The sequence below is a fragment of the Emticicia sp. genome, from assembly GCF_043780375.1.
Taxonomy (GTDB): Bacteria; Bacteroidota; Bacteroidia; order Cytophagales; family Spirosomataceae; genus Emticicia.
In genome coordinates this window covers 1-14,806 of record NZ_JAYWCU010000255.1, presented here as the reverse complement: position 1 = coordinate 14,806, position 14,806 = coordinate 1, and the positions used below count along the sequence as shown (strand labels likewise).

Annotated in this window: 13 protein-coding genes; 1 reads left to right on the top strand and 12 read right to left on the bottom strand. The window is 35.4% G+C overall.

Annotated elements, in window-relative coordinates; all coding sequences use genetic code 11:
- Positions 1–4 precede the first annotated feature (4 nt).
- The 11 genes from ACH2CJ_RS19080 to ACH2CJ_RS19030 all read right to left on the bottom strand — a co-directional run bounded on the left by ACH2CJ_RS19080 (position 5) and on the right by ACH2CJ_RS19030 (position 12,115).
- Positions 5–427: a DsrE family protein gene (locus tag ACH2CJ_RS19080; protein ID WP_394995388.1), complete on the bottom strand. Its 423-nt coding sequence runs from the start codon at positions 425–427 to the stop codon at positions 5–7.
- Positions 428–479: 52 nt separating this feature from the next.
- The gene (locus ACH2CJ_RS19075; RefSeq protein WP_394995383.1) at positions 480–1,556 is read right to left on the bottom strand and encodes a c-type cytochrome; all 1,077 of its coding nucleotides are present in this window, start codon (positions 1,554–1,556) and stop codon (positions 480–482) included.
- 10 nt (positions 1,557–1,566) lie between these two features.
- A complete protein-coding gene (locus ACH2CJ_RS19070; protein ID WP_394995381.1) occupies positions 1,567–3,252 on the bottom strand; it encodes a bifunctional metallophosphatase/5'-nucleotidase in 1,686 nt (561 codons plus the stop codon).
- A gap of 63 nt (positions 3,253–3,315) precedes the next feature.
- A complete protein-coding gene (locus ACH2CJ_RS19065) occupies positions 3,316–3,804 on the bottom strand; it encodes a DUF6691 family protein (protein WP_394995379.1) in 489 nt (162 codons plus the stop codon).
- A 3-nt stretch (positions 3,805–3,807) separates the two neighbouring features.
- The gene (locus tag ACH2CJ_RS19060; RefSeq protein WP_394995376.1) at positions 3,808–4,374 is read right to left on the bottom strand and encodes a YeeE/YedE family protein; all 567 of its coding nucleotides are present in this window, start codon (positions 4,372–4,374) and stop codon (positions 3,808–3,810) included.
- Between the two features lie 125 nt (positions 4,375–4,499).
- Complete coding sequence (locus tag ACH2CJ_RS19055; protein ID WP_394995373.1) at positions 4,500–5,912, bottom strand: rhodanese-like domain-containing protein; 1,413 nt, start codon at positions 5,910–5,912, stop codon at positions 4,500–4,502.
- A gap of 39 nt (positions 5,913–5,951) precedes the next feature.
- On the bottom strand, positions 5,952–6,758 hold the full coding sequence (locus ACH2CJ_RS19050; RefSeq protein WP_394995371.1) for a sulfite exporter TauE/SafE family protein: 807 nt from the start codon (positions 6,756–6,758) through the stop codon (positions 5,952–5,954).
- Between the two features lie 177 nt (positions 6,759–6,935).
- Positions 6,936–7,247: an ArsR/SmtB family transcription factor gene (locus ACH2CJ_RS19045; protein ID WP_394995369.1), complete on the bottom strand. Its 312-nt coding sequence runs from the start codon at positions 7,245–7,247 to the stop codon at positions 6,936–6,938.
- 171 nt (positions 7,248–7,418) lie between these two features.
- Positions 7,419–9,692, bottom strand: coding sequence for an NADP-dependent malic enzyme (locus ACH2CJ_RS19040; protein WP_394995367.1), 2,274 nt, complete (start codon positions 9,690–9,692; stop codon positions 7,419–7,421).
- A 102-nt stretch (positions 9,693–9,794) separates the two neighbouring features.
- A complete protein-coding gene (locus ACH2CJ_RS19035) occupies positions 9,795–11,108 on the bottom strand; it encodes a cation:dicarboxylate symporter family transporter (RefSeq protein ID WP_394995365.1) in 1,314 nt (437 codons plus the stop codon).
- 98 nt (positions 11,109–11,206) lie between these two features.
- Positions 11,207–12,115: an AEC family transporter gene (locus ACH2CJ_RS19030; RefSeq protein ID WP_394995363.1), complete on the bottom strand. Its 909-nt coding sequence runs from the start codon at positions 12,113–12,115 to the stop codon at positions 11,207–11,209.
- Positions 12,116–12,330: 215 nt separating this feature from the next.
- On the opposite strand from ACH2CJ_RS19030, the gene ACH2CJ_RS19025 reads away from it, so the two are divergent.
- A complete protein-coding gene (locus ACH2CJ_RS19025) occupies positions 12,331–14,163 on the top strand; it encodes an ABC transporter ATP-binding protein (protein WP_394995360.1) in 1,833 nt (610 codons plus the stop codon).
- Positions 14,164–14,182: 19 nt separating this feature from the next.
- On the opposite strand, the gene ACH2CJ_RS19020 is transcribed toward ACH2CJ_RS19025, so the two are convergent.
- The coding region (locus tag ACH2CJ_RS19020) for a helix-turn-helix domain-containing protein (protein ID WP_394995357.1) at positions 14,183–14,806 on the bottom strand (624 nt) is incomplete at its 5' end.

Genomic DNA, 14,806 nt, shown 5'->3' with positions numbered 1-14,806 from the left:
TCAATTATAAACCAGCTTTCAAATAACTCCAGCCTTGCTCTTGTTTTACAACGATTTCGGCAATTGCCATTGGAACAGTGCTAACAAAAGATAAAAGTTGGGCTTTAATAATTTTTTTTTGTTTCATAGTGTTTTCACAAACTACCAATTTAATAGCTTTTTGTTCGGCAAAATCTTGCAATTCTTTCGCATATTTGGTTTTTTCAGTCATTACCATAAAAATTCCATTTCCATGAAAAACCACCTCTACTTCGGCCTTTGGCCAAGCTTCACGAAGATTTTTAAGGTTATTGACTAAACTATGTTGTGAGAGTGTATCGCCAGAGACAAACTGAAAAACTATTTTGTGCTTTTCGCCATTGTCAGTCGTTTGTGAAAAGGTATAAGTGCTTGATAATAAAGCGATTAATACAAGTAATATTTTCATTGTTTATTTGGTTTATAATTAAATTTGAAAAATATCTTTATGGAATTATGGGCTATTTACTTTTTTGAATTTTTTCTTCTAAATCCTTCTTTTTCTTTGCTGCTTTTTTGAAATCGTCTATAGGTTTGAAAGGACCAAACTTGTGTTGTTCCTCAGAAAACGCATCAGCATAGGGCCCAAAAGGATGATCAACAGGTTTTCCAGAAATTTTTGGCCAATCTTTGCTTAAATCTTTTGTCGGACGAGGGCGAGAATTAACATAAGCTGCAATATCCCATGCTTCTTCGTCAGATAACTGCGGGGTTTCGTATGTTGCACCAAAAGGCATATTGGTTTTGATGTAGCCTGCCAACCTTGATAAACGAAATAAACCAGCCCCTACATTATAAGAATGTTGCCCCCAAAGAGGTGGATAAGTATAAGTAATTCTATCAGGATTTTTTACCCCTTCACCATTTTGTCCATGGCAACTAACGCATTTTTGTTCATAAGTAATTTGTCCTTTGGCTGGGTCAGCGGCACGATTCATAAATTTTAATTTCCAAATTCCTGTCCCTTCGGGAATCGAGTCTTTTGGTACACATTGCCCTACAAACTTAATATAACTAACAATAGCTCGCATTTCTCGACTACTACTATCTAAATTTTTTCCATTTAGGCTTCGTTCAATGCAGTCATTTATTCGCTTAATTATGCTTTCTTTTGAACCCGAACGCTCTCTAAATTTTGGATAAGTGGCAGCAACAGCTCCGTAATTATTTCCCCAAACTTTTGAGCCAGCCTCTAAATGGCAGTTTTGGCAGTTCATACCATTGGTTTGCTGCGAAACTTTGCCGTTTGGGCCTAAATAATAAGCAGTATTAGCAATTAACTCTCGTCCATATTTAACTAAATTTGGGTCTTTTTCATGCACAACTGCATCCATGCTGATGAGTTTCCAAACTGTTTTTTCTTTTTTATAAGGTTTTGTTTTGACATCCTCAACTACTTTTTTTCCTTTAAAATTGAAAATTCCAGTATATTGCACAATTAGTAAAAGCACCAAGAAAACAGAAATACCAAGCAACCAAATGATGAGTTTTAATGAGGTTTCAAGATTAAAGTACTGTTTTTTTTCTAAATTTTTCATGGGTTAGTGTTTACATGAATTCATAATCATAGCCACGTAATTGCGTCAAAAGGGTATTTGGCTCATCAGTCGCTGTGGCACGTTGTTCGAGTTTTGGTTCGATTGGTGAGTGAATTTTTAAATACTCTTCTATTACTTCATGCAAATTTAACGAAAGTTTGGTAGGATTTTTTACTTTTTCTATTCTGCAAAGCGTATCATCGGGGTCGCCTTCTCTTTCGCAAGCAACAATGCTATATTCTCGCTGTAAATCAAGTGACTTACCTGTTATTTTTACCCAATTTAGGCGTTTGCCCAATTCATTCCCTATCGTAAAATTTACTTCCATTCCTGCGAAACGTACAAACCAACCTCCAAAACGCTTCGATGGGTCTGTGGCAAAGGCATTTTGCAATTCTTTTTCGAGCCATTCCCAAATTTGTTTACCAGTAACCATTCCTGTTTTTGCTTCGCTATTTACAGGCAACATATTCCACAAAAACTCTTTTGTAATTGGTATCAAACCTGTTTTTGGGTCAATTGATGATAATGGCTGACAAAAGCGAAAACCATTGGAAAGAGCAATATCAGGTTTGAATTTCCACATAATTGCATTTGTAATCACATTATCCATTGGCGTTTCCATTACAAAATACCTTGTCAAGGGCATTTTACTCATACCAATAACTTTTTGCATTTCTGATTTGAATGGAGAAAAAGCTTTTGCTACCAAATCTTGCATAGTTTTATCTGCTTTAAATTTCTCGGGTGCAACTTCCATGAGTTGATACTTAAAATCTTTGAGTTTCCCGTCTTCAATTATCAAGTCTAATTTCCCCAAAAAAGATCCAAAAGCACCACATTCTACTACTTTTGTATATTTTCCTGTAATTGGTTTACGTAATCTTTCGTGTGTATCGGCTCCAATAATAAAATCTACGCCTTGAATAGCAGGATTATTTGCTAAACCAACTTGCTGTGCCAACCCAATATGAGTCATTACCAAAACAATTTCGCAGCCCTCAACTTCTTTTAAATATTTGATATATTTGGCAACGTTTTTTTCGGGATGGTCAAAACTCAAACCTTCACTATATGCAGGCGATTGACGCTTCGGAATCAGGTGGTCGGTGTAGCCAATGAAGCCAATTTTCAAACCATTTAAATATTTTATCCAATAAGGGGGGTAAACCAATTCTCCGTTGTTTTCGTCGGTGGTTTTGTGCCACATATTTGCACAAATCTTGGCGGCATTGGTATGCCCAATATCATAGAGCATTTTCTTTTTTTTGTAAACTACTTCCCAATTTCCTGGCAACATTAAGTCATAACCCAAATGATTGAAAATCGGAATGAGTGCTTCGCCTTCGGTCAATGTTGCCACGGCATGCCCATGAAAAAAATCTCCTCCATCATATACAATTGTATTTTCAGGATTTTGCTTTTTGTAGTGGTCAATCATTGTTTTTAAGACTGCCATGCCACCTCTTTTTCGGTAAACTGCTTTGTCATTTTCCCAAAAAAACTCATCATGGGTATGAATTTGGGCATGAATATCGGAAGTTATTAAAATTGTAATTGTTGGATTTTTACTTGTTTGAGTTTCAGTAAAAATACCTTCATGTACTTCTGGTGAACCAGCAATGACACCGAACCCTGAAAGTAACGTATTTTTTAGGAAATTTCTTCTTTGAAATTGTTTAGGGTTTTCATTCATTTTAATTGCATTGAAATGTTTTTTTTAATTTTTTCACCAGAGAAACAAGGCACGACCATAAAATTAGTGCGGCAATTTATCTCTCAACGCACCATAAAGCCATGTACCAGCAATGGCACTTGCGAATGTAACGCCTACAACTAAAAATCCACTACCGATTTGGGCAAATAACGGACCAGGGCAAGCCCCAGTGATTGCCCAGCCTAAACCAAAAATTAATCCGCCGTAAATTTGACCTTTGTTGAAAGTTTTATTTGGAATTTGAATCAGCTCACCACTTAAAGTTTTTACTTTGAAGCGTTTAATTATTTGAACAGAAATCAAGCCTACAACTACTGCCGTGCCAATAACGCCATACATGTGGAATGATTGTAGGCGAAACATTTCTTGAATTCTGAACCAAGAAATGATTTCAGCCTTAACGAAAACGATTCCGAATATAATTCCGACCACCATGTATTTAATATTGCTCGTAAAACTCTCTTTTTGAACTAGACTATTTGGAGCTTCACAAGGGAATTCTTCTACTATATTTTTTTCTAAAGTTGCCATGATTTAAAATAATTTAAAGATGAAAGGCATAAATAGGTGGGTCATAATAAATCCGCCAACCATAAAACTAATTGTAGCAATTAATGATGGAAGTTGAAGATTAGATAATCCCATGATGGCGTGACCAGAAGTACAACCTCCTGCATAACGAGTACCAAAACCAACTAAAAGGCCACCAAAAACAAAGAAAAACAAGCCTTTTGCCGTAAATATATTCTCTACGCTAAAAATATCAGCAGGCATTAAATCCGAAAAACTTGTTATGCCCAGTGCTTTTAGGTCGCTTATTGTGTTTTCACTAATCACAATTTCATTCGGATTTGACAGAAATTGTGAGGCTATTACTCCGCCAAGAAGTACACCAAAAACAAAGAATAAATTCCATGCTTCTCTTTTCCAATCGTACTTGAAATAAGAGAGGTTGGCAGGAATACAAGCAGCACAAATATGTCGTAAAGAGGACGAAATACCAAAGGTTTTGTTGCCGAGTATTAGCAACGTAGGCACTGTCAAGCCAATCATGATGCCCGCAATTGCCCAATGCCAAGGTTGTTTGATGAGTTCTATCATATTTTGTTTGAATTTTGTTTAAAAGTTTTACCCAATAAAATAATTAGGTGAATGATGTTTTTGTAAAAAAATCTGAGAAATAATATGGTAATATACACGAATGAAACTACCATTTAAGCCATATCTTAAACTTTTAATTTTGATTGACACACAAAATTTGAGCGTGGAACATCGGTTTTTGCAATAGCCGCAAATCCACCTGTTATATCAACAACATTATCAAATCCACGAGATTTTAAGATTGATGACGCAATCATTGAGCGATAACCACCCGCACAATAAATGTAATTTTGTTCGTCTTTCGAGAAAGCTGCCATATTATTGCTCAAAAACGCCAAAGATACACATTCAGCTTCTTCAACGTGTTCGGCTCTGTATTCGCTTTCTTTTCTTACGTCTTTTACAATTAATTTTCCATCCGAATCTACATATTTAATTGCAAAAGTTTCTGCCGAAATTGATTCAATTGTGTCAATTTCTTTGCCAGATTTTAACCATGCAGCTATACCACCATTCAAGTAACCGATGATATTATCATAGCCAACTCTCGATAAACGAGTAATTACTTCATCAATATTTTCTACATCAGCTACAAACAAAATTGGTTGCTCAATGTCTGTCAAAAGTGTGCCAATCCACGGTGCAAAATCGCCTTTAATGCCAATATTTATTGAGTTTGGTACAAAACCATCCTTGAAAACATGAGCATCACGGGTATCAATCATAACTGCACCGAGTTCATTTACCGCCATTTCAAAAGCATCAGCCGAAAGAGCTTGAACACTTATCTTTATATTTTCGACTGACTTTGCTCCAGTTTTGTTGAGCATAACATTTTTAGGAAAATAATATGGCGGCGGTGTCAAACCATTAGTTACTGCATCAATAAATTGTTCTTTTGATTGTGGTTGTAAAGCATAATTGACTTGTTTTTGATGTCCCAAGGTGTCCCAAGTTTCTTTACTCATATTTTTTCCGCAAGCTGAACCAGCACCATGAGCAGGATAAACAATCAAATCATTAGGCAAAATCATGATTTTTTCGTGCAGTGAAGTATAAAGAAACCCTGCTAAATCATGAATGGTGAGGTTTGATTTTTGAGCCAAATCTGGACGGCCAACATCGCCAATAAAAAGAGTATCACCTGTGAAAATACAATTTTCTTTGCCATTTTCATCAATCAATAAATAGCAAGAAGATTCCATAGTATGCCCTGGTGTATGAAGCACTTTTATTTTGATTTTGCCAATCTCAAAAACTTGTCCATCTTGAGCAATAATACAATCAAAAGATGGATTTGCATTTGGGCCATAAACAATTTGTGCACCTGTTTTTTGCGACAATTCTACATGCCCAGATACGAAGTCTGCGTGAAAATGGGTTTCAAAAATGTACTTTACTTTTGAGTTGTTTTTTATTGCTTTATTATGGTAAGAATGAACCTCACGAAGTGGGTCAATGATGGCAACTTCACCCTCCGATTCGATGTAATACGCTCCTTGAGCCAAACATCCTGTATAAATTTGTTCTACTATCATTATGAGTTATAATTTTTTGCGAATAATTAACAATAATTTTTAAGTATGTTGAAAAAAAATTTCTTTAGTGATGATATAAATACCCATAATTAAAACGAAATAACCAAAAGCGGGCTTCAATTTTTCATCCTCCACATTCTTTGAAAGTAAGCTGCCAATTAGAATTCCGATAATTGCTACAGCTGAAAAATAGCTTAGAAATTGCCAATCTATGTGTGTTTGTCCTTTCAAATCCCCTGTAAAACCAATGAGTGATTTCATAGCAATAATGATTAAAGAAGTGCCAACGGCTTGTTTCATAGGTAGTTTTGCGAATAAAACCAATGCAGGAATAATCAAAAATCCACCACCTGCACCAACCAAACCTGTAATTGTGCCAACTACCAAACCTTCAATCAAAATGAGTAGATAATTGTATTTAATTTCACCAATTGATTTTTCTTTGCTTATTTTACTTTCTTTAATCATAGTATATGAAGCAAAAACCATCAGTATTGCAAAAAATAGGAGTATCATAAGAGGTTTTGTCATTACGAAATCTCCGATTTTAAAAATATAAGTAGGAATAATAGGGACGAAATATAGACGAGTTAGATAAACACTGATTATTGATGGAATTCCGAAAATCAGGGCAGTTCGCCAATGAATATTTCCCTGTGATACATGGCTAAAAGAACCGATAAGGCTTGTAAGTCCAACAATAAAAAGTGAGTATGCAGTTGCTAAAATAGCATCAATCGAAAATAAATATACCAAAATAGGAACAGTAAGAATAGAGCCACCTCCGCCAATAAGTCCAAGAGTTAAGCCCATCAAAAAAGCCCCAAAAAAACCAAGAATTTCCATTATGTATTTGTAAGTTAAAGAAGTATTAAGTGCTTGATAATTAAATAGTTATTGTTTTTTTTATTCAAAAAATTAGAGACAAATAATACTGTAAAAGAACTTATTTGTTTGATACCCTATTTAGTCTATATAGTAATATTGATATATGATAATTTATTCATATTAGTGCTTAAAAAATTACATGTTACAATCACAGTTTTCGATACAGGCTAATATTTTAGTAACCTCGTATTCTTTTATTGAATAATACATATTCAGACCATCTTTATGTGATTGCAAAATTCCACGCAATTTCATGTTTATCAGGTGGTGTGAAATCAAGGATTGTTCACACTCTAAGGCCTCACAAATTTCATTGACTGATAAGCCATCTTCTTGCTCTAATAATTGAATAATCGCCAAACGAGTAGGGTGGGCAACCGCTTTTAGAATATAAGCTGCTTTTTCAAATTTCTCTTTGTTAAGTTTTATATTTATTGCTGTTACCATATTATTATTAATTTACAATACAAATATATGTTAATATTTTCATATAATGCAAATGTTTATCAGTAAATGATTGAAATATAAAGTGGTGTTAACTGGACGATTTTTCCCATAAAAAAGACTTACAGGATTCTTTTAATCCTGTAAGTCTTGATAGTGTTTGTGTTTTAAATATTACTTGAATTGTGCTTCTACAACTGCAATGGCAACCATATCTACGATTTCACGAACGGTACTTCCAAGTTGTAAAACGTGAACTGGTTTTTTTACACCTAATAAAATAGGGCCTATTTTATCAATATTAGCAATTTCTTTAACAATATTATAGGCAATATTTGACGCTGAGAGATTCGGGAAAATCAAGGTATTGGCTCTACCATTAACCAAATCACTGAATGGATGGTTTTCTTTTAATAATTCAATATCGAAAGGTAAGTGAGCTTGCATTTCACCGTCAATAACCATATTGGGGTGTTTGTCCTTCAAAATTGCTACGGCTTTTTGCATTTTAATGGCATCTTCGCCGTCGGCACTACCAAAGTTTGAATAAGTTAATAAAGCTATTCTTGGTTTGATATTAAATTTTTCGACTTCTTTGGCGGCTAATTCCGTAATTTCTACAATTTCTTCAACCGTTGGGTTAAAATTAACAGTTGTATCTGCTAAGAAAAGTGGACCAAAACGGCTCATCAAGATATACATTCCTGAAACCTTTTTCACACCTTCCTGACGACCAATGATTTGTAATGCAGGACGAATTGTTTCTGGATAATTTCTTGTCATGCCGCCAATCATCGCATCGGCTTCGCCAGTTTCAACCATCATTGCCCCAAAATAATTGCGATTTCGCATCAATTGAGTTGCTTCAAAATGATTGTATCCTTTACGTTTACGTTTTTCGTAGAAAATTGCTCCAAATTTTGCTAAACGCTCTTCTTGCTCAGGTGAGCGAGAATCTATGATTTCGGCATTAGGTAAATCAATGAAATTTTCTTCTAATAATTTATTGATTTTCGAAACGTTTCCGAGTAAAATTGGTGTTGCAATTTTTTCATCTTGCACTTCTTGAGCTGCTTTCAAAACAGTCAGATTTTCGGCATCGGCAAAAACTACACGTTTTGGGTTTAACTTAGCTTTGTTGGTAATTACTTTTTTGAGTGAATTATCTAAGCCCAACCGCTTCGATAATTGCGTGTCATAAGCCTCCCAATCTTGAATCGGAAACTTTGCTACGCCACTATCCATTGCGGCTTTTGCAACTGCTGGTGCAACGGTAGTCAATAAACGAGGGTCAACTGGTTTTGGGATGATATAAGTTCTTCCAAAAGTAAGATTTGTTTCGCCATAAGCTAAATTCACGCTATCGGGAACTGGTTTTTTGGCTAAATCGGCTAATGCATGCACGGCAGCCAGCTTCATTTCTTCGTTGATAACTTTTGAACGAACATCTAAAGCACCTCTGAAAATATAAGGAAAACCAAGTACATTATTAACTTGATTTGGATAATCCGAACGTCCCGTTGCCATTATAATATCTTTTCGGGCTTCGATGGCTTCTTCATAGGAAATCTCTGGAGTCGGATTTGCCATCGCAAAAACGATACAATCTTTTGCCATTGATTTTACCATATCTTGCTTCAAAACATTACCTTTTGAAAGCCCAACGAACACATCAGCTCCAACCAAAGCATCTGCCAATGTAGTTTCGGCGGGCATAGTATCGTTCGCAAATTCTATTTTCTTTCCATCAAGATTGGTGCGATTTGGGTGAATCAAACCTTTGCTGTCGAACATGAAAATATTCTTTTTATCAGCACCCAACGAATTGTAAAGTCGGGTACAAGAAATTGCCGAAGCACCAGCACCATTGATAATTATTTTTACTTGTGAAATATCTTTTTCTACTAACTCAAGGGCGTTTAGCAGAGCTGCCGACGAAATGATTGCCGTTCCGTGCTGGTCGTCGTGCATGACCGGAATATTCATCTCGGCCTTTAGTCTTTCTTCAATCTCAAAACATTCGGGTGCCGAAATATCTTCCAAATTAATGCCTCCAAAAGTTGGCTCAAGAATCTTAACTGTACGAATAAACTCTTCTACATCTTTGGTATTGAGTTCAATATCAAAGACATCAATATCTGCATAAATTTTGAATAAAAGACCTTTGCCTTCCATCACAGGTTTTCCTGCTGCAGGGCCAATATCGCCCAAGCCCAATACGGCAGTTCCATTGGAAATTACCGCAACGAGATTGCCTTTGGCAGTATATTTATAGACATCTTCTGGGTTTTCAAAAATTGCCATACATGGGTCGGCTACTCCAGGAGAATAAGCTAAAGATAAATCTTTTTGTGTAGCATATTCTTTAGTTGGAACAACCTCAATTTTACCTGGACGACCTTTCGCATGATAGTGAAGGGCTTCTTCTTTTAGATTTTGTTTACTCATTTTTCGAATAGAGTTTAGTTTAATGCTACGAAGGTAAGACTGAAAGTTTTTAGAGTAATAAAATTTTTACTTTTTTTGAAAATGGAATTGATTTTGAATCAATTATTTGTTTTTTATATTATCCTTAATTATGTCTTCATAATCAGCCACATGAGCGAATGCGGCTTGCATTTTGGCACGGTCAAATTCATTTTCGTTATTTGAAATCCAAATAGTTGCTACGCCATTTCCAATAAAATTAGTAATTGCTCTTGCTTCGGACATAAATCTATCGACACCCAAAAGTAGTGTTAAACCTTCAACAGGGATGACTTTTAGAGCTGTAAGTGTACTCGCCAAAACGATAAATCCACTACCCGTAACGCCTGCCGCACCTTTGGAAGTTACCATTAAAATGCCAATAATTGTGAGCATTTGTTGCAAATCAAGATGCACATTGAAAACTTGAGCCAAGAAAATAACCGCCATTGACAGATAAATTGTAGTGCCGTCGAGGTTGAAAGAGTAGCCTGCAGGAACAACCAACCCAACTACTGATTTTGAACATCCCATTTTCTCCAATTTTTCCATTAATGAGGGCAAGGCTGCTTCTGATGAGGAAGTTCCGAGTACGATGAGCAATTCTTCACGAATAAACTTCAAGAAACTCCAAAGGCTGATTTTATAATATTTTAGAATAAAATGGAGTACCACAAATACAAAAATCGCCATTGTAACATATACTGTTCCCATCAATTTGGCAAGAGGTAGGAGGGTTTTAATGCCATATTTTGCAATTGTGAAAGCCATTCCGCCAAAAGCTCCGATTGGTGCAAAAAGCATGACTTTATGCAAAGCCCAAAATACTTTTTTAGAAATTGGTGCAAGAAAATCTACTATTTTTTGTCTGCCAGAATAATTGCTCAATACAACGCCCAAAACAATGGCGAGCACTAAAACTTGGAGCGTTGCATTGTCCCAAAAGAATTTCATCCAACTAAATTCCATCGCATTTTTTGTGTATTTTGAAATATCACCGCCTTTAATGCTGTCAGTTACAACGCCATCGCCTGGTCGAATGATATTGGCTACGATTACGCCAATGAGCAAGGCAATAGTTGTAACGACTTCAAAATAAATCAAGGCTTTTGCACCAACTTTACCTACTTTTTTCAAATCACCCATTGAAATAATTCCCAATGTGATGGTTAAGAATATAATTGGATTGATGAAGAGCTTGACGGTACTTATGAAAATACTGCTTAGAAATTCACTAAAAGTATTTTTTACTTCAAAATCAGAAATAAGTAGGTTTTGTTTGAAGCCTTTTTCAAAAAGTGTTTGTAAGGCAAATTCGGGATAATAATGACCCAATAAAATACCGCAAATAATGGCGGTAAGTACCCAAAATGTAAGATTAGTAAAAAGTTTTTTCATAAGTAAAAATACGAGATAGTAGATATGGGGTAGGATATATGATGAATATTTTTGGGTAATGACAGTTTTCTTGTATCAACAATCTCTGATATAGCAACTTAATAATTTAAAAAATAATACCAAATCATAGTTGTAATGAGCGATAAAGGTATGCCGATACCGACCATTAGACTTGCCAAAGATGGATTTAAACGATGATTAATGGCAATAATTGTTGCGGTATTCATAGAACCAAGCCCTGCTCCAACAATGCACATTTGTCCTAACCACGTTTTTTCGTCAAGCAAGATAAGGTAAATCAGAAAGATTATCAACGGAGCTACGAATAGTTTAAAAAATAAACCGATAAGTAACGGTTTTTGAGTGAAACTTTCTCGTTTGAAATTTATTTGTAAACCAACCGAGACCAATGCTAAAACACTAAATGGACTACCGATTTTTTGTAAAATATCACTCGCAAAAACAGAAAAATGCAGGTCAAAAAAATTAAATAAAACTGCTACACAAAACGCCAAAAATGGAGGAAAAGTGAACATGTTTTTTAATATTTTTTTTACTGAAGGCTCAGAAGATGAATAATAGGTGGCGGTCATTATACCCAAAGTTCCGCAAACTACAAACGAACCTGCTTGACTCATCAAGATTCCCATTTTCAAGCCTTCTTTTCCGTACAATAGTTCAAAAATCGGAAAGCCAACAAACGAAATGCTGCTAATTCCCGCCGTTATGGTTAAAGCTCCAGTTGTACTTTTGTCAAATTTAAAAACAGGTGCAAGTAACTTAAAGAACAAAAACGAACATACAAACAAAATATAAGGCATCAAAACTGGCAGAGCCTGATTGTATTGAAAGGTAATTTCGCTGGTGTAAAGTAAAGTTAAAGCAGGCAAACAGACATAAATGATAAAGGAATTTAGCACCAAATGAGCCTCTTTGGGGAATCCATTGATTCGTTGGAGAACAATTCCTAAAAAGAGGCAAGTAAAAAGTAATAGTAAGTTAGACATTGGTGATAAACTTTCTGACCGGAATTTAGAATAGAATTAATGTCTTTTAACCATACTCGAAATTAAAGATTAAGCAAGATAGGGCTAAATATAAATACTATCAAAATTGTAATAAAAAGAAACGCCTAAGGCGATGATATTACTTCTAATCGCAAGTAACTGAACTCAAATCATCATTTTCGCTGTTAAAAAGATAAATACCATTCGAAAAATCTATGGCAAGAGTACCTATAAATGTTGATGAAAAGAAACCAAATATCCGTGAGCGTGTACAAGCATTGGGCAATTTGCCTGCTTTCTTGAAGGAAGTCTATCAAACTTCCCCTTCTTTGACAATTGGCAATATTTTACTTCGACTGCTACGTTCGGCAATACCGATTTCAATTTTATATATCGGAAAACTCATTATCGATGAAGTGATAATGCTGAGTGCTGCCAAATCGCTTGATTTGAATTATCTTTATTTAATGATTGGGGCTGAGTTTGGTTTAATGATTATTAGCGATTTATTGGCTCGTGGAATTGCTTTGACCGATAGCCTTTTGGGCGATTTGTTTGCAAATCGAACTTCAATTAAGCTAATGAAACATGCCGTTTCGTTAGATTTGGCACAATTTGAGGATGCTACTTTTTATGATAAACTTGAGCGTGCTAGACAACAAACCAATGGTCGAACTGCTTTACTTTCTCAGATTTTGGCTCAAGGACAAGACGCCATTACGATGGGGTTATTGCTTATCGGACTCGTAACTTTCAATCCATTGCTAATAGTTTTGCTTTTGATTTCGGTCGTTCCTTCTTTTATTGGTGAATTATATTTCAATGCAAAAAGTTATTCTTTACAACGTGGCTGGACTCCGCAACGTCGCGAATTGGACTATTATCGCTTCATTGGGGCGAGTGATGAAACCGCCAAAGAAGTTAAGCTTTTTGGACTATCCGATTTTATAATTGAGCGATTTAGTAATCTTTCAAACCGTTATTTTAAAGAGAATAAAAAACTTTCAATCGAAAAAGCATCCTGGGGAAGCCTTTTAGTTGCTATTGGTACATTTGGATATTTTAGTGCCTATTCCATTATAATTATCGAAACAGTCAAAGGTATCGTATCTATCGGAAGTCTGATTTTTTTGGCTGGCTCATTTCGACAATTAAAAGCCTTGCTCGAAAGTATTTTAGGACGATTCACAAGTATTTCTCAAGGAGCTTTGTATTTAAATGACTTGTTTGAGTTTTATCAAATCGAGCCACAAATTGTTTCACCAAAACATTCAAAAACTTTTCCTAACCCAATTCATGAGGGTTTTCGCTTTGAAAATGTGGGTTTTAAATATCCAAACTCAGATAAATGGTCAAATAGAAACTTGAATTTTACGCTAAAAGTAGGAGAAAAATTAGCTTTAGTTGGTGAAAATGGTTCGGGAAAAACAACCCTTGTCAAATTGCTCGCCAGATTATATGACCCAGATGAAGGACGAATTTTATTAGATGGACATGATTTAAAAGCATATAATTTAACCGAACTCCGAGAACATATTGGTGTAATTTTTCAGGATTTTCAGAAATTCCAATTTACGGCAGGCGATAATATTGCGGTAGGAGACATTGATTCTCGTGAAGAACCAAGCGAACTTCAACGAGCTGCCCAACAAAGTTTGGCAGATACAGTAATTGAAAAATTACCTTTGAAATATGAACAGCCTTTGGGTCGAAGATTTGCCAAAGGCATTGAATTGTCGGGTGGGGAATGGCAAAAAGTTGCTTTGGCAAGAGCCTATTTGCGTGAAGCAGATGTATTAATTTTGGATGAACCAACCGCCGCCCTTGATGCCCGTGCAGAATATGAAGTATTTCGTCGTTTTGCCGAACTTACCAAAGGAAAAACGGCTATACTTATTTCACACAGATTTTCAACTGTACGAATGGCTGACCGAATTTTGGTTTTAGACAAAGGACAATTACTTGAAATAGGCACGCATGAAGAACTTTTAGAGCAAAAAGGTCGATATGCCGAATTGTTTTATTTACAAGCACAAGGCTACAAGTAGTACAATTATCAAAATTGTGCTACTTGTCCCAAATTGCTAAAGCAAGTCTTAGTTTTCCGTAATCATAAACACCTTCGAGAGATTCAAAAAGGGGTTTTAGTGCATCGCCTTTTTGAATGTTTATTTTCATAGCAGCGGCAATAATTTGGTTATATTCATAAGTCATAATATATTGTTTAAGATCAATATTTTCACCATCATGGTGAAGTTTTACCAAATGACTGATTATTGTAACAGGATTTAGCACTCGTTTGGCTGCCATTTCATCAATTGAAAGTCCTTGTTTATACAAATCGAAAGTTTCGAGAAAAGTCATACCTTTTTCAGCTTTTAGCTTTCCAATGTCAGGGTTTTTGCCTGTGAAATCTAAAATTTCGCTAATAAATTCTTCTCCATATTGTCTAAATTTTTGTTCACCAACCCCCGAAACAGCCATCATTTGGAAACGATTGATTGGACGTTTTTGTGCCATATCCGAAAGCGTTGCATCTGAAAACACAACAAATGGAGGTATACTTTGTTCATCTGCTATTTTTTTGCGTAAAATTCTTAATTTTTCAAACAACGCATCTTTAATGACTTCTTTCTTCGTTTTTTCTTTTGGTGCATCTTCTTCTTGTCTTGCTTTCTTGATATCGTAAGG